Origin of the sequence: Pseudomonas sp. HY7a-MNA-CIBAN-0227 (genome assembly GCF_040310325.1) — a bacterium.
Classification (GTDB): domain Bacteria; phylum Pseudomonadota; class Gammaproteobacteria; order Pseudomonadales; family Pseudomonadaceae; genus Aquipseudomonas.
On sequence record NZ_JBEOPT010000002.1, the window covers coordinates 431058 to 452019 of the forward strand.

Annotated in this window: 18 protein-coding genes and 1 pseudogene; 8 read left to right on the plus strand and 11 right to left on the minus strand. The window is 39.4% G+C overall.

Annotation, left to right across the window (positions count from 1 at the left end; translation table 11 throughout):
• Positions 1-50: 50 nt before the first annotated feature.
• The 4 genes and pseudogenes from AAEZ06_RS05210 to AAEZ06_RS05225 form a co-directional block, all read right to left on the minus strand.
• Positions 51-770, minus strand: a pseudogene (locus tag AAEZ06_RS05210) (deoxyguanosinetriphosphate triphosphohydrolase family protein); the annotation flags it as partial.
• Positions 771-1093: 323 nt separating this feature from the next.
• Positions 1094-1570 (minus strand): hypothetical protein, encoded by a 477-nt coding sequence (locus AAEZ06_RS05215; RefSeq protein WP_350613178.1) that lies wholly within the window; start codon positions 1568-1570, stop codon positions 1094-1096.
• 77 nt (positions 1571-1647) lie between these two features.
• Entirely contained in the window at positions 1648-2223 is a 576-nt protein-coding gene (locus AAEZ06_RS05220) for a hypothetical protein (RefSeq protein WP_350613180.1), read from the minus strand.
• 138 nt (positions 2224-2361) lie between these two features.
• Positions 2362-3165 carry a hypothetical protein gene (locus AAEZ06_RS05225; protein WP_350613182.1) on the minus strand — a complete coding sequence of 268 codons (804 nt, stop codon included), beginning with the start codon at positions 3163-3165 and terminating at the stop codon, positions 2362-2364.
• 358 nt (positions 3166-3523) lie between these two features.
• On the opposite strand from AAEZ06_RS05225, the gene AAEZ06_RS05230 reads away from it, so the two are divergent.
• From AAEZ06_RS05230 to AAEZ06_RS05245, 4 genes are all read left to right on the plus strand, one after another.
• A complete protein-coding gene (locus AAEZ06_RS05230) occupies positions 3524-4411 on the plus strand; it encodes a ParA family protein (protein WP_350613184.1) in 888 nt (295 codons plus the stop codon).
• 1 nt (position 4412) lies between these two features.
• A complete protein-coding gene (locus tag AAEZ06_RS05235) occupies positions 4413-4844 on the plus strand; it encodes a hypothetical protein (RefSeq protein WP_350613186.1) in 432 nt (143 codons plus the stop codon).
• Positions 4845-5169: 325 nt separating this feature from the next.
• A complete protein-coding gene (locus tag AAEZ06_RS05240) occupies positions 5170-5571 on the plus strand; it encodes a hypothetical protein (RefSeq protein ID WP_350613188.1) in 402 nt (133 codons plus the stop codon).
• Between the two features lie 10 nt (positions 5572-5581).
• Entirely contained in the window at positions 5582-6103 is a 522-nt protein-coding gene (locus AAEZ06_RS05245; protein WP_350613190.1) for a hypothetical protein, read from the plus strand.
• Between the two features lie 22 nt (positions 6104-6125).
• On the opposite strand, the gene AAEZ06_RS05250 is transcribed toward AAEZ06_RS05245, so the two are convergent.
• Positions 6126-7067, minus strand: coding sequence for a hypothetical protein (locus AAEZ06_RS05250; RefSeq protein WP_350613192.1), 942 nt, complete (start codon positions 7065-7067; stop codon positions 6126-6128).
• A 51-nt stretch (positions 7068-7118) separates the two neighbouring features.
• Positions 7119-9641, minus strand: a complete 2523-nt coding sequence (locus tag AAEZ06_RS05255) for an exodeoxyribonuclease VII large subunit (RefSeq protein WP_350613194.1) — start codon at positions 9639-9641, stop codon at positions 7119-7121.
• A 114-nt stretch (positions 9642-9755) separates the two neighbouring features.
• Between AAEZ06_RS05255 and AAEZ06_RS05260 the strand changes: the two genes are divergently transcribed.
• Entirely contained in the window at positions 9756-10703 is a 948-nt protein-coding gene (locus AAEZ06_RS05260) for a DNA adenine methylase (RefSeq protein ID WP_350613196.1), read from the plus strand.
• Positions 10704-11012: 309 nt separating this feature from the next.
• Here AAEZ06_RS05260 and AAEZ06_RS05265 read toward each other — a convergent pair whose 3' ends face one another.
• Both AAEZ06_RS05265 and AAEZ06_RS05270 read right to left on the minus strand, forming a co-directional pair.
• On the minus strand, positions 11013-11390 hold the full coding sequence (locus tag AAEZ06_RS05265; RefSeq protein WP_350613198.1) for a hypothetical protein: 378 nt from the start codon (positions 11388-11390) through the stop codon (positions 11013-11015).
• Position 11391: 1 nt separating this feature from the next.
• The gene (locus AAEZ06_RS05270) at positions 11392-12141 is read right to left on the minus strand and encodes a hypothetical protein (protein ID WP_350613200.1); all 750 of its coding nucleotides are present in this window, start codon (positions 12139-12141) and stop codon (positions 11392-11394) included.
• A 147-nt stretch (positions 12142-12288) separates the two neighbouring features.
• On the opposite strand from AAEZ06_RS05270, the gene AAEZ06_RS05275 reads away from it, so the two are divergent.
• From AAEZ06_RS05275 to AAEZ06_RS05285, 3 genes are all read left to right on the plus strand, one after another.
• Positions 12289-13179: a hypothetical protein gene (locus AAEZ06_RS05275; protein ID WP_350613202.1), complete on the plus strand. Its 891-nt coding sequence runs from the start codon at positions 12289-12291 to the stop codon at positions 13177-13179.
• Positions 13180-13554: 375 nt separating this feature from the next.
• Positions 13555-14388, plus strand: a complete 834-nt coding sequence (locus AAEZ06_RS05280; protein ID WP_350613204.1) for a hypothetical protein — start codon at positions 13555-13557, stop codon at positions 14386-14388.
• A 251-nt stretch (positions 14389-14639) separates the two neighbouring features.
• Positions 14640-15017: a hypothetical protein gene (locus tag AAEZ06_RS05285; protein WP_350613206.1), complete on the plus strand. Its 378-nt coding sequence runs from the start codon at positions 14640-14642 to the stop codon at positions 15015-15017.
• A gap of 21 nt (positions 15018-15038) precedes the next feature.
• Here the strand turns inward: AAEZ06_RS05285 and AAEZ06_RS05290 are convergent, their stop codons facing one another.
• The 3 genes from AAEZ06_RS05290 to AAEZ06_RS05300 form a co-directional block, all read right to left on the minus strand.
• Positions 15039-17603, minus strand: a complete 2565-nt coding sequence (locus AAEZ06_RS05290; protein ID WP_350613208.1) for a hypothetical protein — start codon at positions 17601-17603, stop codon at positions 15039-15041.
• Between the two features lie 163 nt (positions 17604-17766).
• Entirely contained in the window at positions 17767-18006 is a 240-nt protein-coding gene (locus AAEZ06_RS05295) for a hypothetical protein (RefSeq protein WP_350613210.1), read from the minus strand.
• Between the two features lie 250 nt (positions 18007-18256).
• The gene (locus AAEZ06_RS05300) at positions 18257-20884 is read right to left on the minus strand and encodes a hypothetical protein (RefSeq protein WP_350613212.1); all 2628 of its coding nucleotides are present in this window, start codon (positions 20882-20884) and stop codon (positions 18257-18259) included.
• Positions 20885-20962: the final 78 nt, after the last annotated feature.

Below are 20962 nucleotides of genomic sequence, written 5' to 3' on the forward strand. Positions count from 1 at the left end.
GATTCTTTTAGGGGAATCGCCCTGTCAGGACAGCCCGACAGGGCGCTTCTTTATTGAGGGCTTGAACGCCCGGTCATTTCTCGCGCCATCTCGCTGGCGTAGCTGTCGGTCATGCCGGCAATGAAGTCGATCATGCGCAGGAACGAGCGATGCAGTGACACATCCGGGTCGGGGGCACTGTTGCCCAGCAAATCTAGGATGCGCCGATTCTTGAAGGACGGTGTACGACCACCATGCTGTTCCAGGGCGGCGCCGCAGAAGGCATTCAAGAGGATTTCCAGGGTGGTGTAGGCGCCGATTTCATGCAGCGTCTTGCGCTTGTCCTGGAAGATTTTCTTACGTGCCATGTCCTTGGCGTTCAGCACACAGCGCTTGGCAGGACCGTGCATGTGTTCCACCAGATCACCTTCAAGGGTGCCCGCCAGCAATGCGTCCTGCTGCTCAACGAAGGCCCGTGCCGCTGCATTGGTCAAGTGCTCGATGGCCTTGCCCCGTAGGATGGCCAGCTTGCGTCGCCGGGAATCGAGGGGGCCTAACTGGCGATAGGTTTGCGGCAAGTCATCGCCCACCAGGTCCAGCAGCAGCGATTCGACCTCGGCGTATTCCAGCAAGTCCATTTCCAGGCCATCTTCAAGGTCGATCAGGGCATAACAAATGTCGTCGGCCGCTTCCATCAGATACACCAGTGGATGGCGCGCCCAGCGTTGTTCTTCCAGTTGTGGCAAGCCCAGTTTCTGGGCGATCTGTTCAAGGATCGGCAGCCCACTACGAACGATTTAGCAACCAAACTCGAAAGCTGCTAACTGATTGATCTGCAACGCTTTATCGACCGATTCAGGCTGGATTGGTGCATTCTGGTGCTCATGGCGGGTCGTTGTCGTGAATCGTCTGGAGGCCGCTTGTTGCTGGCCCTGCGGCCATTTTGCGTGGTCGTGTATGCCGTTCTATATGCAAAAAGAAGCTTTATTATTGTGTATGGATATACAGTGATTGGTGACGCTCGATCCATTATAGCTGGGCCGATCTGGGTAGGGAGTAGGCGTAAAATAACCTTCTTAATGAAGGTTAGTTATTGATACTATACACCTCTGTCTTATGAACATGCTCCTTGGATTTCATATGAAGTAACCTTATAATCAAGGGCTTTTAAATCGCCAGAGATTTTGTCTTCGTAAGTATAATTTCCGGTGCATTCGGAAGAGGAACTTTTTGGTATCACTAACTCAATGACACATTGTTCGACGCTCATATATGAACCGATACCAGCATACCCGTAAGAAACGCCAACATATTCAGTAGCTAATAGTTGGTCCACTTTTACTTTCTTCGCGTCACAGACTTCCATCGGATTCAATTCGACGGGAGGAACTTCAGCCGGAACATCGGCAGGAACGTCACTAGGAGATTCATTGGGAATACTTGATTTAGTTACGAAACTAATCGTGCCGTTTGGTAGAGGGCCACCACTTGATTCTTCAGTAGGTACACGCAAGATGAAGTCAGCGTATGCAACGTTACATAAAGCAGTTAGAAGGGAAAACGCACAAATTGATTTGATTGAATTTTTCATAATATATTTAGATGTTGTTTATTATAATATATCATAATACAATGTAATTGCAATAAGTGGCGTAGCATTTATTTGAATTATAAGTTAACCGCTTCAATTTCAAGTGCGGTGATTGTTTCAACTCTGCCGCCGTCAATAGTAAAGCCCTGAGTTTCGTTTGAATAAATTAACTCATTACAATTTAATGGTGCCTTTGCGAGATAGCTTGGACTGATAATTACGCCAAGTATGCCATTTTTAGAAAAGTTGTTTTCTGCAGTTCCAGCTACGTAATCAAGTGTGCGTGCGTTTTTGGTTAATGATAGTGTTTCAATGTCATATGTAACACCAGTACCACCATTTATCACTCTGTTGAAATCGCTCGATACTTGTGCTCCAAAAGGGCAATAGATAAGCTCACGGTTATATACGTTTGTTTTCTTCATAAGTGCTGGAAGAGTATTGCTATTGCCGCTACTGGTTCCTGTCGGTAGTGCAGCATACTTGATAATTACGTCATCTTCTGTCGTGATTTCATAGGTTGTAGAGAGAGCAAGAAGGCTCTTTTTAACCATCTTTATTTCACTGACAAACTCGTCGGACGTAACTTTTTGAGCCAAAGTGGTGGTTGATTGCCAGAGTAAAGCGGCTGCTGTGGTGATGAATCCAATCATGACAATCATGACTACAAGTAAAGAATACATAATATATACGTTGTTAATAATTATACTATATCATAATACTGGCTTTAATCAAATTTGAGTCATTAAAAAAGACCTTTCAATGAAGGTCTTTAATAGTTGTGCGGTGTTTTATTTGATTGTAAATGTAATCGTGCTGCCGACTTCACTTTCTAAAATGAGAGACTGGTTGTAACAGCCGACATAGCCTGTATTGTTTCTGTCTATTGAGCAAGATTTCCCCGTGCTTGTTGATATGGTTGTAGCTCTTGATAACCTAGACTGGTCTTCTGATGAGAATAAATCAGTAAATACAATGAATCCGCTTGTATCATCAAGTTGTAGGCTTATGTTTTGATTAATATTTTGACCGGCCACATCACATGCACCCCGGTGACTTGTTCTTGCCTCTGGGCAATCATTATAAGTGATTGTCTCGGTAAAGATTACAGGGCCGGATTCTTCGTCATCAACTGGTGGTGTCCCGGTTGGAAGAGGTAGTGACGGGTAGCTTGATAAGTCGCTACCACAAATTTCAAATTCCATTGAGCTTGATGAATTCGACTTGTTTTCACCATTTGTTATGCCTGACGGTGGTGTTAGTCCGTTGGATGGGCTGTAAAAGCCTATATAGTTGTTGTTATAGACGTAAATCATATCGCCTGCTGCAAAAGGTGCATTAGCTACTTTGAACGCTGCAATCATCGATACAGGGCTATTACTAAATTCACATTTACTTTCATCGGCTGGGTCGGTCGGATCTACTGGATCGGTCGGGTCTGTGTTTTGGTTTCCATCGCCAATAGAAATAGAGCCATCTGGTAAGGAACCACCTACTTTTACTTCAAGTGGATAATAAGCAGTGAAGGTAGCATTGGCGATTAGCGGGAATGCTGTTAATGCAGTGAGTGCGATTATTTTTTTAAGGTTAGTCATAGGATATAAGATGTTGTTACTTATACTATATCATAATACAAAATAATATCAATGAAGAAGTATTGGAAAGAGTAGGCGTTAATTATTTATAAATTATTTTAATTTTTTATGGTTAGGTGCGGTTATCAATGGTTAATCCTGTTACTAAGCCATAAATTATATGCCGATGCAGGTTAGTAGTGGTTGGCGGATAACCATTAGTGGTTAGCGATGGCTAATGCCGTAATCAAGCCATAAAGTTAAAAAACGGTTAGTGAATAACCTGTGATGGTTAGTGATGGTTATTTGTTTTCACGATTTGCAATTAAAAAATGACATGGTAAGTTGTTTGTAAGAACTTAAAATAAGGAGAAGTATAATGAACCATGAAGTAAGCAGTTTAACGTTAGCGGTGAATAAGGCAATCCGTCAAGAAGCAAAGGTTTTAGTCTTTGGCGGAATCAAAGGGGGTAGTGGCAAGACAGTCGGTTGCCAGACGGCGGCGACAGCTTTGGTAGACTTAGGTTATACGGTTCTATATGTAGACCTTGACCAACAAAAGACAGGCGTATACTGGTGGAATAGACGTGTCGATTTCATTACTGATGTATTGGCTGAGTTAGAATCTCGTCGTGGAACTATCGAAGATATGTTGTTAGCAGTTAACAGCATGGAAGGCTTAGCAAAATACCAGTTACAGAAAGACATTGAGAAATATTACAAGTACGAAAAGATGATGAACTTAACAGCGGTTGGTCTAACGCCACAAGTTGACGGCTGGGCAGCATTTGTAGAGTTAATCAGTGAAGAGTGTGAAAACTACGACTACATCATCATAGATACACCGGGCCACTTAGATAACGCCTCATTGCAAGAAAATGTTTTCGGCATTGCAGATCTAGTAATTTTTCCTACCAAAACTACGATGGTTGATTTGGAACAAATGCCTACAAACAAGGAATTAACTTTAAATATTAGAGAGAAATATAACGCCAATTTTAAAGCGGTAGCTCTTCCATTGGTAAAAGACAAAACGGGTAACAAATATAATGACTACTCGGTGTTGAATGAGGTGAAAGACACATTGCCAGTCCTAAATTTGGATGGTGTTGATGCAGTCCTTGCCTTGAAGACCATCGGTTTAAAAGCAAATGAAATAGGTTGCACTGCAATCGAATACGGAAATGACAAAGAAGAAAAAGAGAGTATTAGACGTTTTGGCCGTGCCATCGTCGCAACTATAAACAACGAATCAGTAGGGGTGTGATATGAACTTGAAAGATAAATTAAAGAAAATAGATGTGCCATCAGCAAAACAATTTGTCGATGAGAAGGTTCCAGTTAATGAAGTCGCACCAGTAAAGGTCACTGAATCCGAAATGAGATTGGCAAACATCAGTAAACTTTCTGCTGAGATTTATGATGCCGATATAGGAGCCAAATCGAAAGGCTTACAGAAAGCTAACCTTTTTGTTTCCGAAAAAACTGATGCTGCATTGAAAAGAGCGATACTCGTTCAAGAGCACGAAAAGAAGCATAATAGAGACGTGGTGGTGGTTCAACGAGCGGTAGAGCACTGTTTCTTGATTGGTGAAGAACTCAAACACCTTGCATTTATGGGTGATAAAGACGCAATCAAGATACTGGAAAAGATAAAAGCCGCTGGCGTTGAAGATTTCAGGATTTACAAAAGACAATAAAAAGCACCCGAAAGGGTGTTTATCTTTACCTACTCTTGAACTTAGCTTTTACCAGAATGGCTTTTAAACAAGAATCAAAATAAGGTTTATTGAAAAGTAATACCGTTTGTCGGATAACAAAAACATGCATTATAATATTGTCGTGCTGCAGCCCTTTAGTCTTAAGGTTTCCATAATAAATCTTATTTTTGATAAGTCACACATATTTTAAAATGTCAAGCGACGCTATAGACAAATTAATATGTTCCCTATATATTTGTTTTCATCTTAAGCAATCAAGGTTTTGCCGATGATACAAAACTAATAATTGGGAGTGAATATAATTATGGGTATTGAGTGTGTAGAAAATAGAGATTTATTGGCTTCTCGTTTATTCAAGCAAATTAGTTTTCAAGATTATCTTAGAAGGATTTACAATTTTGGTTATGAAGTATCAACAGCGTTTGGCAATGGTCAAGGATTATACATTTTTGATCCGTTGACTGATTCATTGAAAAGTCATGACTTGACAGAGGCAAATATTGCTTTTCTTGTATCTCAGCTAATCATGATACATGGGAACCATAATGACATTTCATCGGCTGATGGTTTGGTTAAAAGCCTACGCCTTCTCGATGAACTGTCTGCTTTAAAATCCGGGGTCAATATTGTTGAATATCGTTATTCAATACTGATGGCTATCAATAAAATACAGAAAATGAGAGACGTGATAGAGATACTACAATAGGAGAAATATAATGTTTGATAAATTAGATGAAATTAATGATTTATACACGGCTTCAAAAATGTTTGATGTGGCTTTTCAGCCTCATTTTAACGGGATCTTTGATGTGGGCTATCACTGCCAACGTCAGGTTCATCATTGCTACGCTGATGAGATCTTGACCGTGCTTCGTGCTCTGGGCGAATCCGCCACTGATGCGACTTTTATGCAGGCACTGGGTATAGAAGGGTATGAGGAACGATTCACCACGTTGGCTAAGGTTCAAAACGCTCTGGGTGTGATACCTATCATAAGCCAGTTTGAAGAGATTACAGCGGTGTTTGCTGGTCTTGATATAGATGTGACCACGCATGATAAATCAATCGTTTTAAGGCGTTCTGGTGATGAGGTCTTTATCACTGATCGGAATGCAGAAGATTTTTTAGTGTTCTTCCTTCCCAGCGTCTTAACATATAAGAAATCGGATGTTTTCGATTACAACAAGATGGCTCACAAGTCATTAATAACCAGCCAGCTAACGCTAAATTTGAAATAAAACAAAACACCCTTATGGGTGTTTATATTTTTAGCTTGTGTCGTTTCTTCTGTGTCACTTCGGGTTCATCTGGTTCATCATCTTCTAAATCAGCTTCATCATGGTCAACCGTTTCTTCTTGAGGCTTCTCAAACGGCACCACGTTCGATTTAACAGGTTCTGGCTCGACTTGCTTATCAGCTTCAAGCAATGGATTAGGACGGCTCAAAACCTCTCTCAAAAGCTCTCTATCAAGCGACTGAATCGGCTTGAAGGTCTGCAAGCTGTGTAGACCATCTTGATAGCTAATGACGCCACCAACGAAACCTTTCACGCCTTTGTGTTCATGCTCTCTAATGAGCAACGTGCTTTCAATCATTGGGTTATCACCACCAACTTTCACGCCGACGATGAACTTGTGATATTCCTGATCGGCCTTGAATTTTTCGCACTGAAAATCCTTGTTTAGATCACTGCCACTTATTGTTTCTCGGATAAAAGACATATCGCCTAAATAGCTCAATAGACGGTCGTTTTCCATTCCTTTCAACTCATTCGTAAGCTCGTTATTCGTGTCGTTGAGATTGTTCATTCTCATCATGAGCTTTTCTTGTGGGCTGTATAGCGGATTCGTTGATTCTTTTTGCTCATGTTTGCATCTGTAAAGAAATACGTCTAACTCTCTTCTTACCTCATGAGGAATGAAAGGTGAATTAGATTTCAATTGTTCTTCAAGATTCTCTTTCTTGTAGTCAATGTTAATTGTGTTACCATTATTTTGTTTGACAGGATAAGAAAGTTTGCCCAGATCAATGGCGGTGATTAATCTGTCGTTCCTTACTAAGTTGCACACCAGCGAAAACTGTCTGCCGTTGGTGATGTGAATATCAACGCCTAATGCAGTAAATTCTTTTAAGTAATCGACTTGCTTCAATTCTTTTTTAAGAGCTTTTGTGTTTTCTTCTTTCTCGTTATCGTAGTCCATATTAAAATGTGATGTTGTCTTAATTACATTATAATACTTTATAACACTATTTCAACTGCGTTTGAATAAATCCATTATTTTCTTCTTGAATGTTGGCTTTATATAGTCATCGGCGGTCGGGCTTAATTCGGTTGGTTTTGAAAGTAGTTCATCTGCCAAAAAACTGCTGTGTTGTATGCTGTATAACGTTTCGCTATATTTTGCTATGAAGTCGTTCAAGAAATGTGCAGCATCCGTAGGCGTTATGAATGAATGGTCAGCAAATAAATCAGCTAAAAACACGTTTGGAGCATGACCTAATGCGGTAATTACGGTGCAGTTAGGATTGATCTTCTTAACGCATGGCACAAGCCCAGCATTTCTATAATACTTAAAGCTTGAATGCGATAGATCACCGCCACCACGGACAAAGCACACTACATCTGCCCATTTTAATTTTTTGAAAACGTCAACACCTTCTTTTGTTTTCCTGAACTCTAAATCGTTTAAGCTTTTTTCATAATCTTGTATGGATATTTTAGCCAGTTTCGTTTCAGCAATTCTGCTTTTGAAGTCTTCGTAGCCTAATGATCCGTGGTGCGTGATGACAGCAATATTTAAATCACGATCTTTCGATTTCTTAATGGCTGATATTTTTTCAGCATAGATGTTGTATGCGGTGTCTATATGGTGATGCTGAGACAATATGTGCTGATCATTAATTTCTTGTGCTGATAAATGGTCTTTTCCTGAAACATCTATTTCATACGACTCAATAGCCGATACCGTTAGATTAAGCTCATGCATGTACTGCATAACCGTTTGTTTTTGATTCGCATGATGCTCTTTTATCTTTTGGGCTATCAATTGCATTTCAGCAACGGATTGTTCGCAAAATGTAATATTGTATGGTGTTAAGATGTATTTGTTAACTAGGGACTCAAACGTCATGTCTTCTCGCATACCCTCATTTAATGTTGATTTTATATCGAGGTATAGCGGAGTTGCTTTAAATTCACTGATTCGCTTTTTGTTCCCGTTTGTCGTGGTTATGCTCTTTTCTGTAGTGGCTATTATTTGGTATGTAAGCTCTTCATGTGTAATGACAGGTTTGATACCACTCGCTTTTAATTCATCAGCCGATTGCTTTTTGATGGTGTTAAATTCGTCACTGTTCATGTATTTGCTTGCTGGGTTTGATCCATAGTCGAACGCATCAAAGCTGATCCCGCCATTATTTGACACTCTAAAAACGCCTACTCTTTTTCCTGCCGCTGGTGATAGCAATACAGATTCCATGAGATCTTGAACCAAACCGCCACTTGCAAAATCTTTGGTTAAAAATTTGGCGTGCTCACATGTTACCGGATCACTGGTAGTCAAAAAGAATTTGTTAGCAAAGTTTTGAACGATTGTGTTTACAGCATGAATGTTCTGAGATTTTGAATACATTGATGATATTGATTGTGTTGCGAACAAATTGATATTTCTGTAACCTCTGGAAATACTCAACCAATTATCATCAGTAATAACGCCATTTTGTTGCTCGGTGTTTAAGTAGAACTGGTATTCGTCAATGACTAATGCTGTGTATCGATTAAATTTAGGGCCTATCTTGTAGTTGTCTAAGTCGTCTATCTCATTCTGGCAAACGGCTTTAAAATAGACTTCTCTAAGCAATTTGGAAACGATATAGCCAGTTGATTCATGTTCAAGCGGCACGGTAAGCACTAACATCTTTCCATCTTCGTAGATGTAGTCATGCAATGATTTTGAATTGCTATCGTTGAATAATTTTGAATGGAAAGGTTCTTTAATCAAGGACGATAAAATATTGGCGATTTGTCCACTTCTCCAAAGCTTTTGTTGACTTACGTCCACCTCTTCTTCGCTGACTGGTTGTCCGGCTGCGTGCTTAGGATAAAGAGAGAAGGGTTCTCTCATTACCTTTCTAATAGTGTTGGCTATGCTCTCTGGTGCAAAGTCGATTTCTTCAACAGCATCATCTACAATTTTTCTGGTGAATGTGCCAATTGAAATATAATCGTTTATCGTTTTGAAACTAAATCTGTATTCTTCTTTTTTGACTTCTTCTACATACCATTTGTGGATATTCACTATATCCATTACGTCCATTAAACCAGAATAGAACCAATATGAGTTTTGTTCGCTGGTGTAGGGTTTGATTGAGCTTAAAATGTTCTTTAGCTGCTCGGTTGACTTTATGGAGGCAAGGATGTTTATTTCTTCGCAAAAGTCATGAACGCCAATGAACCTGATGTTATCAAGTTTGTTATTTTGTTTGGCGATGGCGTGTATTGCTGAATAAAGATCTGCTTTAATATCAAGAACTAAGCCGGGGCAATCGTTCTGGATAAAGCTTTGAATGGCTGGAAGCATGATACTGGTAGATTTTCCGCTACCCGTTTGACCTAACACCAAAACGTTTCGGGTTGCTTCGCTTGCGTTAAATTCGTAGTTTGTATCGGCTCCACTTGCGTTAATTGTTAGGACTGTGAAGTCGTCTTGCTCCAATTTTATTGGTGCCGTTCCTGCTACTCTTTTTGCTGTTCTAATATCAATTATATCTGCCATTTGTCTTCTGGTTGTTATTATATTTATTATACCAGTTGCAAATTATATTTCAATAGTGACTTGAAATATAAATCTAATATAGTAATATGGTTGTAATCAACTTACTTTTATAATATGACAAGAGGATTAAAGCCATTCGTTAAATGGGCTGGCGGTAAAAGAGACGAGTTAGAAATAATCAATGAGTTTAAACCTACTTCAATAAACAGATACATAGAGCCGTTTGTAGGTGGTGGTGCGGTATATTTTGATATAGAAGCAAAAAGCTATCACATTAACGACAAGTCAATAAATCTCATTGCACTGTATAACGCTATCAAAACCGGAAAACAAGAATTCCACGAAACGTTATTTATGCTTGACGGTTTATGGTGTAACTGGACTTCTGCAAGAGATAATGCAAGCATCGTCATGAGACAGCACATAGATGATTACCGTTTAGATAAAATAAAGCGGCTGGAAGGGAAGGGGGTATTTGACTTTTCAGGATATGAAGAGAGCATGGTTAAAGCTGGTATCTATAATTTTGCAAGGTCAATGATGAATGCTCAATGGAAGTCTGCAAGCTCTAAGGCTGCATACTACTTCTTTGTGCTGAACTACTGTTATGGCGGTATGAATAGGTACAATGCCAAAGGGGAGTTTAACGTTTCTTACGCTGCATCCTATAATAAAAAGAGAATGGATTTAAAATACCTATTTAATGAAGACCTTCTAAATAAACTGGATGGTACGGTGATTTCAAACTTAAGCTATGAGCAAATCATAGACGGATACAGCGACCTAAATCAAGACGACTTTATCTTTATAGATCCGCCGTATGATTCTGTTTTTAAAGATTATGAAGCGTCTGGTTTCGGTGAGAAAGATCAACGAGCACTCGGTAAATTATTGTTCAGCTTGTCGTGTAAGTGGATGGTTGTTATTTCTGATACTCCTTTGATTAGAGAGATTTATGGAGTGGGTGCTAGGATTGTTGAGTATGATAAGCAGTATAAGACGAATATAAACAATTCAAATTCTAAGCAAGAAGTGAAGCACTTAATCATTATGAACTATTAAAAGATACCAGCTACGATGCTGGTTTTATTATTGATTATTTGGTCTTTCGTTTCGTAATCTTCGATTTATAAATATGCATTTTTAGCGTATTTTCGTTTATACTCCACAATGAAGCTATCTCCTTTACTGATAATTGATATTCCACATAAAGTATCTCAATTAAGTTTGTGGTAAGCCCCTTTAGTGTCTCGTCTTTGGTTTTTCTGCCAGTTCGTTTAACGATCTTCATTCCGTAAAACAGTGGATGGGTATCTTTGGATGTCGGTTCATGTTTTTTCATATAGTCCTCATTTGTGGTGTGATTTTAGATTATTGGATCTTGCTAATTCTTGCAAGCATTGTGACTATTACATCCCTATCGACGGCATACATTTCAGCTATTTTGGCCGTGGATAATCTTTCTGTAATATAGAGCTTCATCAGTTGTTCTTTTGTGATGTTTAGCACTATTCTATTTCTTGGCTCATTATTCAGTCCAAATTCCTTTAATTTCCTTTTGATGTAGGTTTTGGTGAGTCCAAGCTTGGCCGAAATCTGCGAAGCGTCTAGTTTAGCCGCTACAAACAAATCAATGAGTAGTTCTCTAGTGACTTTTAGCTTAGGCTCTTGCACTTCGCTTTTACCATCAGATGCTTTGCTTTTTAAGAAGCTTTCCATGTCTGGGTGAAAATGTCTTTGGTTAAACATATTAAGCCACCTTTTTGTTATGGTTGTCTTTTTTTAGCATTATACTAATTGTCGCCTGTGAGACGTTGAAACGTTTTGATATTTCTCTTTGTGACATCCCCGACTTTATAAGGTTTATAATTTCTTCATTGCTGATTGCCTTGGAATCTTTTCTTTTGATATTGAATTTATTGAGCTTTCCATAGATCAAAGTCCTTGCGACATTGTAGTGACTTGCAATCTCTCCCGCTGTCATACGCTCATCAATATACATTCTTTGTAGAACTTCCTGCTTGATCTGAAGTTTTACGTTTCCACCTTTTTTGATGTTGCCTTTTGAAAGCTTCCCAAAAACGCAACTTAAGCTTATTCCATACATTTCCGCTATTTTCGCCGCTGTGAGATTTTCTCTTATGAACAGTCGCACTAGGGTTTCTTTATCAATCTCGACTCTTGGATTGGTTCTTATGACGTGAACAAGCCCAAGCTCTTTAAGAATCTTTAGGATTGCAGTCTCAGGCTTGTTGAGTCTTTTCGCTATTTTCTCTTTGCTTAGGCCGCTGGTTACATAGAGGCTATACACAACGTTTCTTAGTTCATTCTTTATTCTTGTGCTTTCACCCTGTCTCTTTTCTATCTTGTATTGATCAAGTATTTGGTAAGTTCTTTGTTTGGATATTGATAGTATTTGTGCTATTTGCGACGGGGTTTTCTTTTCTTCTATATATAGTTTCTTGAATAGATCAATATCAGTATGTTGATTGCCTTTCATTTCTTTCCTGAATGTTATTACAATCATTCTATCATTAAAACGGATAAAGTAAAGTTAGTAGCGGCCCATTTGACTAACAATTAGAACAAGTTATAATAATTAATAAATGCAGATAGCATTATAATACTAACTTGAATAGGGGAAAATATGGACGCACGCGAATACAATGAAGAGTTTACCAATAATGCAATAAGGGATTACAAAAACAGATATAATGAAGTTCGTTATATGCTTGCCGGTGATACAGATATGCTGCAGGAGCACCACGAATGGGAAGAAGGGGAGACGATTGCAGATAAGATATATGAAATTTACAACAGTAATCAGTCGGCAAACGTATACAGTGGGTTTTCAATAAATCAAGATTTCAAAGTCACATACGCAAATGATGATGCTGCTTATATAGTTTTTGAAGTAAGTTCAAATGAAAAGTGGATTGTGGGCCAGAATGGTGACGTGTCTATCTCTTATAGTGGCGGCATTGATAGATTTGAAGGTCTTGGGTGGGGTCATGAAGACAGCGAATTTTTCCAAGCAATTGCATCAACAACAGGATTGGATTTTGCCAACATGACGCTTGAAATAAGTGAAGATGAATTAGATGAGCGTCGTAAGGTTGAATTAGACGTTGATAGTGCTGCGGAATGGTTATTGCAAAATGCTGACAACACTCACAGTGAGGTTATTTCGTTTAAAGCTTTTGTAGATTGTTTAGAGGCTACTGGCTATAACGCTCATGCTGCAGTTACTCATGCGTTGGAAACAACGGCGTTTACTAAAGATGCTGAATGGGATGATGTTGTGTTTGGCGGGAAAGATTTTGTTGCCGATATTGAAAGGCACATAGAAACTATCGAAAAGCTGAAATTACAAAGCGATTGGGAAGACGTGGTTTCTGTCTTTGGTCTTGATGATGACGACATCGTTGATTTTGATGCGGATGATTTTGAAGACGAAATCAAAGCGGCGTTCGGAGATCCAGAAAATGATAAAGAGCCAGAAATCAAAAAAACACGAACTCGTAAGCCGGGAATGTAAATACTGGACTGCAAACAATAGCCTCTTAACTGAGGTTTTTTGTTAAGTTGAAAAATTATCTGCATGTGGTATAACATAGGTAATAACAATGGTTATATCATTATGTTTGAAAGTCCATATGTCAGTTTCTTTATGCTTGATGACGCTGATCAAGAATATCTATATACAAAAGTAAAAAACTATGACTTTGAGGGTGTCCGTTCAAAGTATGTTGTCGCACGCTATGAAGGTAAAAGTAAAATCATTGAACTGAACGAATCAAACCTCAGAACCTTGAAATCCCTATTCGAAGATCAATAATCGGCGGCTTGTCTCGTTCGATTGACTATCTATTTGATTTTGGTATTATAATACTAACAACAATTGGTATTGATTATGTCGAATGAAATTGATCTCAACACCTTTCAAGATGAGTTGAATGCTCTCTTGGATCGCAACATGGAAGCACTCACTGAACGCAATGATGGCGTAGCAGTGCAAAGCGTTAAAGCCTTCATGGAAAGCCACTATGAGGCACACAAACAGGTGCGTCTGGGTTCCTTCTTTAATGAGGCTATCGATACACAAGCCTTCACTGATGATAAGTCTTACATCATGTTCCATAGAAAAGATAATGACGCTGTTGCAAGGGTCTTTGTAGCCGGTGATGGTGAGATAATCGGTAGGTTCTATGAGACTGGCAAGCCATCAAAAGAGTTTACAATGGGCCATGAGCCTGATAGCGACCTTTACAAAGTCGCGGTAGGTGTTAGTCAGGCACTGGGCAAGGACATTGCTAAGAACGAGCATCTTTATGATGTGAATGATTTTGCCATAGCCACTAAAGAAGAGCTTGGCGTAAATACCTTTGCTGAGTGGTTGAAGCCTGAACTTGAAAAATACGCTGTTCACTTCCCCAGCATCAAAGTAGATGACGTAATCAAGGTGTTGAATGACACTGATTTCTACTTTCACGAAAGCATGAGAATTTTGATTGCAGAAGGCCGATTCGAGAAAGACAATTTCCAGTCGCAAGCATCACTGTTAGACGAGATCCACAAGGTCGGCATGTCCCTGAACGAGATCTCATATAGTGAGAAATTCGAAAGGGTAGAGGTGGCTTTCAACGTTGACGTTGAAGCCCTGTCAGACTATGACAGAGACGATTTTGAAGCTGAACTAAAAGCCGCATTCGAGACGCCAAAGAAAAAACCAACTCTCAAGATGTAAGAAAGCCCCGAAAGGGGTTTTTGTTTACATGCCCATAATCCCCGTCTCAACAGACAAATCAAACATACCCCAGAAGCTCTTAAACGCTCTGTTTTGGCTGTCCTGTTGTCCATTTGGTGCTGACATACAGGGTGTCACTTACCCCTGTTAGCGGCCCTTAAATTTCTTTCTAAAGAGGTTGCAATCGATCAAGAATCGATCAACTCTAGCGACAGAACGAATGAGACATTAGACAAAACAAGGAGCGTGTTATGTCAGTTTTCTATGCACAACTTAAACACAAAATCATTTCTTTCAACTCCGCTGAATTCAACAAGGTGGTAGAAGTCAATGAAGAGATTAAAGGCTGTGCCGATTTTGTTAACAACATGGTGGCTGATAGCGGCTTCAAACTACTGGGTTACGTTGAGCTTTCTATCAAAGTTTACTTCCTGATAGGCAGCTTTGGTAAAAGCGGTAAATTCGTTGAGTTCCCTATGTCCATTGAGGTTCTTTCCTTACTCAGTAAGTCTAACGATAATTTTCGAAAGCTTAAACTGAGAAAAGCGTTGTGTAATAACGACATTGGTAAATTCGGGATTGAATACTCGAAATTTGCGGATGAACAGTTCGATATGTTAGGGCACTAAAAAAGCCCCGAAGGGCTTTATTTAGAATTTCGACATGTAACGTTTCACGTCTTCATCGTTTTCGCCATCTGTTGAGTATTCACCGTTACTGAACAAGAACCATCCTTGAAGCATAGGAATGAGTCTAATCACGCTGAAATACAGCATGAAGTGGATGACAATAATAAATCCAGCTACTAACGCATTTATCGTGTTTGTTCCGAATGAAGCGGCTGCTGAGCCTTGTGACAAGCTACCAGATGTTAGGAAATTAGCGACTTCCATGATGCTGACTGGATAAACACTGAACATATTATTCATGAAGAAGTCCGTGAAATAATACGTGAGTAGCATGTGAACGGGAAAGCTGATTAACAAGAATACAGTAATTACAAAGTCTGGAATGTCATTATCTCTTCTTGAGAATGTGTTACTGATTGAGCCGGTAGAGAATGGTGCTTCTATGAAGTTCAATAATGCTAACGTCAATGACATACCAAAGTGTAATAATAATTCTGCGATAGCCTGCAAGAATCGGCTGAGTATGAAGAATGGAAGCATAAAGTAAAGCAATACGCCTAAACCGATTTTCGCCCATCCAACCGTTCTAATAGCTGTTGTTATTTCCGGGCCACCTACGGCACTGGCAAGTAAAATCCCGGCGTTCACTGCTGTGGTGTCTAATCCTCCACCATTTGTAGAATAGATGTTGTTTTCAGCACTGGTTGCCATGAAGTAAGCGACGATACCTAAACTCTTCAATGGGACAACCTTTTGAATGAAGTTTTTGCTCTGGGCTATTTCAGCCGCTGTGCTGTTTTTCGTTCCTTTGATTTTTCCTAATGATGCTGTGCTTGAAACCAACATATCAAACCCACCTTTGAGGTTGACTGCACCTGTGCTCATGGCTTCTTGAAGCACACCACCACATAGATAGCCATCCACGTATTTATGTGGGTTAGCCACGCACGTTGATAATTTGGTCATTCCCATCCAGCCATCTTGACCTATATTGCCGAGTGTATTCAATTGATCCATATTGAAATCCATTGCCACACCCATGTAATACTGCCACTGCTCGCCAGCCCAGTTCTTTAAGGTTTCTAAGTAACCGTATTCAGCGGCTTCATAACCTTGGATCTTCGGATAGGAGAGGGTGAACACCGATTGTGCATCATTGTTCACCATGTCGGTATCACCGGACTCTTCATACTCGAACATGAAACGTCTACCAAACGTCTCTGCGTTGTATGAGAAATTGATATTCACATCACCCACAAGATATGCCGGTATTCTGTGCCAGTAGAACGTCTGTGAGCGTTGTAGAGAGTGGAAAGTCGCAACAGCGGCTGAGCACATGTAGGGTGAACCATCTGCACCACATGCTTCTGCTACGCACGTCTTAACCTTCTCTAAGCTTTCGGAGCGGGTAAATCCTGTGTATTTGAAGGCTCCTGATTGATCATGAGCACACAATGATACTCTTCTGCTTTTCAAGTAGTTGTTGTTAGTTAAGTATGCCTCAGTTGTTATGTTTTTCAATTTGTGCATTTTGTAGGTGAAGTCTTGAGAAATACACATCGCCACCTTTTTCAAGTAAATTCCGTTTATATCTCTTTGGTTGTAAACGGTTAGGTTGATACCTTCGATGTTGTCACACGACATCTTCATATCAAACGTCTTGCTTAAAACACTGGATGCGTTATTAAATCCCACTAGGTAATTATTTTTAGCGGCATTTACTCTTGTTAGAGCTTCTGCTACATACTGCTTATACCAGTCGATTTGCTTCTGTCTGCAATCGAATAAACCATATTCGTTGGCAAGCTTTACGCAATTCTGGTCTATCGGTAGCGTGAGTGAGCCGGAATACTTACCAGAATGAATACGTCCATATAAATCTCCATTTTTGTCTGTGAAATAAAATGTGAATGGCTTATCATCTTCTACACCGTTAGAAGCAATCATGAAATCTAACAAGCTTTCAAACTGACCAGTTAAGCCGTTGTAATCCGGTAATCTAATCGTTGCGAAATAGTAAAGTTTGTTTTCAACCATTTCGGCAACACGCTTGTTTACGTCATCGCTTTCCATTTTGAAGATTATCAACGCCAGCATTTCTATCGTGCTGCTGCGTGTTGTGCTTCCATTTTTAGTGGTTGATTCATACCACGGAGCGGTAAGAAATACGGTGATGATTAATAAGATGGTGTATCGGGTGTAATTTGTAGGTTTTCCAGCAATCATTTCTATTTTCTTGAACGCGAATCCAAACATTAAAGCGATTAGAAAGGTAACTAATGCAGGCGTTAAAAGTATGATTCTGGTGATGGCGTCAACTTCGCTGTAATCTTCATGAATATTTTCATTACAGACAACGGGTGTAGCTGATTTATCGCCAGAAAAGAATTTAGCTGTCTTCTCTACAGTATTTGAAAGCTCACAACCTTTTAGGCTTTGAATAACCTTATTGGCGGGTTCGTTTTTCCTATCAAGCTCTGCTTTCGCTATTACATCAGTCGTAACGGCTTGTGCCGCCATGACTGGCATTGATAAAGTAAAAATAAAGAAAAAAGAAAAAATGGTTTTTGATATAAGTTTATTCATTGTAATTGCTAATATTATTATATAATATTATAACATATTATAGTGTAATTACAAACGGTGCAAAGGTTATGCATGTTGGGTTTATTGTAGGCACAAAAAAGCCCCAGTAGACGGGGCTTAATTGACAGACCAAATAGGATAAAACGATTACCACATAACGCTATCAGATCATGTGTTGACTAACCATGAACATACCACCGAGAAAGACAGCACCGATAGTCAGGCAACCATAAGCCCATACTCCGGGAAGGAACGCTTTGATTGAACCCAGTGCTGCAATAATGCCAAAGAAGGTCAAATCTTCAACCCACGAAAAATTAGTAAACATCGCAACTGCTACAATTGCAGCGATGATGATAGAAATGCCGAGTAACGCTTTGAAACTGCTGATTATAAAGTTCATGATGTATCTCCTATTTAGTGATTTTATTATAGTCGAACACCTAACTAAAGTCAAGTTTAATATGGATAACACCATACACTTTTATTGCACCTCAATGTGCAACGATAACTTTAACCTGTCCAACTAATCTTCTAATCTTTAATATCGGATGACAATCCATTGCGAAGCTGAATTATCTTCCTTTCTTATATTCATTATACCATGTGCATATTATAAATCAATATCAAACTGATAATAATTATCATGTTGATTATTTTCTCGAGTATTTTCTCATGCTGTTTCCTACTTGCTTTCTAAACGCTTCTCGCACTGTGCTAATTCCCGGAATAATCTTAGTGAATAAGTCACTTATTTTGCGAACCACCTTTAAAGGCTCATCACCTAAGAATGATTGGAGTCCAGCAATTCTAAAGAATATACCAATGATGCTCCAACAAATTGTTGCTACTGTGACAACCAACGCTAATAACGACATGCCTATAAAGAACAACACAATGGCTTCATCGATTAAGCTTGCAGTAGCCGTTGCAGAATAAATAGTTTCTATGATTAAGAAAATAAAATTGGACACTGACACAAAGCTTAATATCTTTACGAATGTTAGTAGGCTTGGTAAAAATAACAGCACTATAATCATAGACTTCATTTTCTTTCTTATTGAGTCGAAATTATCTTTGTCGTTAGCTAGTGCGAGCCAGACGCCAAAAAAGTTTATAGCGACAGGGATGATGCAATACACCATCGTCGTCATTAGATGTCCAGATAAAAATGGAAGATTGAATACAAGCGGCACTACCTTTGCCAGAAAAATCCCGAAAATTAATACGAATGTCATCATGTATGCGATAAAGCTTGAAATGACGTTAATTCCATTGAAGGCTTTGTTTAGGCCAGATGAAAGACCTGATTTTAAAGATTTGGATTTTACTGAGCCTTTTTCGTCCTTATTAGATGATGTAAATAGATCAATGCTTCTTGCAGCGACTGATACGCCAGTAGCCTTAATAAGTGCCGTTAAAGAAGTATCTATCAAGTTATTACCTAGCTCAACCACATTCTTCAATACGTTGGTAGTAGGTGCTATACACTTATCAGTATCGTCTCTGCAGGATTCAGTAAGCCCTAGTGTGTTGTAAAAAGCATGAATTGGATTGGTTAATGCCTTCTCGAACGCTGTATCTAATTCACTGTAACTACTAGAGGTTTCAACGGCATTTTGTATAATGGTATCTGTTGTCATCGTATGCGTTTCACTGGTGCGTCCTCGCTTAAATTCTGCATACATAGCCTGAGTGTAATATCCAAATCTTAAACCACTCTCAGAAAAAGCTTTATTTCCGCCTTTGCTCAGAAATTCATAGTTTATTAGGTTGGCTTCGCTGCCTTTGCTGATGATTTGTTCACCAGAACCTAAGAATAATGATTTGACCACTCTTTGTTTATCTTCAATATTCCAGAGATATTCAGTACCCGCCAACATGAATCCAGTCTGGCTTGATGCGGCAAGTTGAGCGGTTTCTTTTGAACTATCAGTCAAAGCAACACTTAATCTAATCGTGGCAATTTGTTCTAATAATGAATGTCTCTTGTCGATTACAGCCTGTGTTAACGACATTTGCTTAGCAAACCATGCATTCTGTTGTGTTCTGTCTGCGTCACCTCGCATATTCTTAGCTGTCGCACCTAAGCCGACGACTTCAAAGTTTGCACCTGTATTGTCTGTGGGGCTTAAACAGAATGGATTACCCGCAAATGCAGCACCGTCTTTATAATACGCCAGAAAGCTTTTAGAACGTTCTGCTTCCATGCTGTCAAAACAGGCTTGTCTTAGAAGCTCTTTTGCTATTGCTGCTAATGTTCCATCAGTTTGTATTTGCTTGTAATAGTTCATGAGTATTTCTCTTTTGCTCATGAGTAATATCACGTCCACTACGTTATCTATCGCGGTTGAGTTATTATTTTCAGTGCCTATGTCTTCCATTAACACTCTTCTAGCAGTGGTGAGGTTGTTTTCAAGTGAGCCTATATCGCTGGTGACGTATTGTTCTAAATTCAACTTCTTGTAGCTATCACCCAAGAAGTCTAGGTTTGGGGTAGGGATGATGTGTGTCCCACCTGTGTAATCAACGACCGCTGAGTTAGGAGCGGTTCTGTACATTTCAATACGGTTGTCCACATAATGATAGAACGTCGCCGGATCGGCTAATTTTGCGTAGCGGCTGTTCAATGCAAACATATACGCTTTATCGGTTTGTCTCATCGATGCATAGCCGATAACCATTTTGGTAATAATGCTTTCACTTTCGGCTTTTGAATATTCGACGTTGATATTGTTCTTATTGCTTTTATCCTCAGTTAGATTTTCAGATTGTTTGTCATCGATTACGTAGTTTTCAAAAAAGTACATAGCTCCACGTCTTGTGAGGTTTTCAAGCTTTTCTGCACCTATTCCCAGATAAGAACCTGCCCATCCAGCACCTGTGAGCGGGCCGTATGGAACGGTAAAGAACACAATTAATATGGCATATGAAATGATGCTGCGTCCTAAATTGTATCGGCCTTTGTCTTCTTCGGCGTGGAGCATTCCGTTTATTGTATGAACCGTAACGTTTGCAATAAGTCCTAGCACTATGCAGATGACCATTAGAAAAATCATCGCATTAGTGGATATTTGCAAGCCAGCAAGATTAGATTCTACGTCTCTTTTAAAGTCTGGATCATTTTGCATCTTGTCGTTAAACGTGTTTTGTATTTCATCACCTTTTAGAAACGGATTGGATTGAATGAGTGCTGGGTTCATTCGCCCCAGTAATTCAACCGTCATTGAGCCATCACACGTTTCTCCTGAAATCTTAACTTGTGTGTTCTGCTCGTTCATTCCGCAATTACTGGCAATGACATTTGTCGATGTGAATAGCAGGGCTGATGTTATAAATAATGCATTAAGATATTTCGT

What these genes read in the sequence shown, in the direction of transcription:
- AAEZ06_RS05215 (WP_350613178.1), bottom strand. Translation starts at nt 1,570, where the DNA reads ATGAAAAATTCAATCAAATCAATTTGTGCGTTTTCCCTTCTAACTGCT.
- AAEZ06_RS05220 (WP_350613180.1), bottom strand. Translation starts at nt 2,223, where the DNA reads ATGATTGGATTCATCACCACAGCAGCCGCTTTACTCTGGCAATCAACC.
- AAEZ06_RS05225 (WP_350613182.1), bottom strand. Translation starts at nt 3,165, where the DNA reads ATGACTAACCTTAAAAAAATAATCGCACTCACTGCATTAACAGCATTC.
- AAEZ06_RS05230 (WP_350613184.1), top strand. Translation starts at nt 3,524, where the DNA reads ATGAACCATGAAGTAAGCAGTTTAACGTTAGCGGTGAATAAGGCAATC.
- AAEZ06_RS05235 (WP_350613186.1), top strand. Translation starts at nt 4,413, where the DNA reads ATGAACTTGAAAGATAAATTAAAGAAAATAGATGTGCCATCAGCAAAA.
- AAEZ06_RS05240 (WP_350613188.1), top strand. Translation starts at nt 5,170, where the DNA reads ATGGGTATTGAGTGTGTAGAAAATAGAGATTTATTGGCTTCTCGTTTA.
- AAEZ06_RS05245 (WP_350613190.1), top strand. Translation starts at nt 5,582, where the DNA reads ATGTTTGATAAATTAGATGAAATTAATGATTTATACACGGCTTCAAAA.
- AAEZ06_RS05250 (WP_350613192.1), bottom strand. Translation starts at nt 7,067, where the DNA reads ATGGACTACGATAACGAGAAAGAAGAAAACACAAAAGCTCTTAAAAAA.
- AAEZ06_RS05255 (WP_350613194.1), bottom strand. Translation starts at nt 9,641, where the DNA reads ATGGCAGATATAATTGATATTAGAACAGCAAAAAGAGTAGCAGGAACG.
- AAEZ06_RS05260 (WP_350613196.1), top strand. Translation starts at nt 9,756, where the DNA reads ATGACAAGAGGATTAAAGCCATTCGTTAAATGGGCTGGCGGTAAAAGA.
- AAEZ06_RS05265 (WP_350613198.1), bottom strand. Translation starts at nt 11,390, where the DNA reads ATGTTTAACCAAAGACATTTTCACCCAGACATGGAAAGCTTCTTAAAA.
- AAEZ06_RS05270 (WP_350613200.1), bottom strand. Translation starts at nt 12,141, where the DNA reads ATGAAAGGCAATCAACATACTGATATTGATCTATTCAAGAAACTATAT.
- AAEZ06_RS05275 (WP_350613202.1), top strand. Translation starts at nt 12,289, where the DNA reads ATGGACGCACGCGAATACAATGAAGAGTTTACCAATAATGCAATAAGG.
- AAEZ06_RS05280 (WP_350613204.1), top strand. Translation starts at nt 13,555, where the DNA reads ATGTCGAATGAAATTGATCTCAACACCTTTCAAGATGAGTTGAATGCT.
- AAEZ06_RS05285 (WP_350613206.1), top strand. Translation starts at nt 14,640, where the DNA reads ATGTCAGTTTTCTATGCACAACTTAAACACAAAATCATTTCTTTCAAC.
- AAEZ06_RS05290 (WP_350613208.1), bottom strand. Translation starts at nt 17,603, where the DNA reads ATGAATAAACTTATATCAAAAACCATTTTTTCTTTTTTCTTTATTTTT.
- AAEZ06_RS05295 (WP_350613210.1), bottom strand. Translation starts at nt 18,006, where the DNA reads ATGAACTTTATAATCAGCAGTTTCAAAGCGTTACTCGGCATTTCTATC.
- AAEZ06_RS05300 (WP_350613212.1), bottom strand. Translation starts at nt 20,884, where the DNA reads ATGAACGAGCAGAACACACAAGTTAAGATTTCAGGAGAAACGTGTGAT.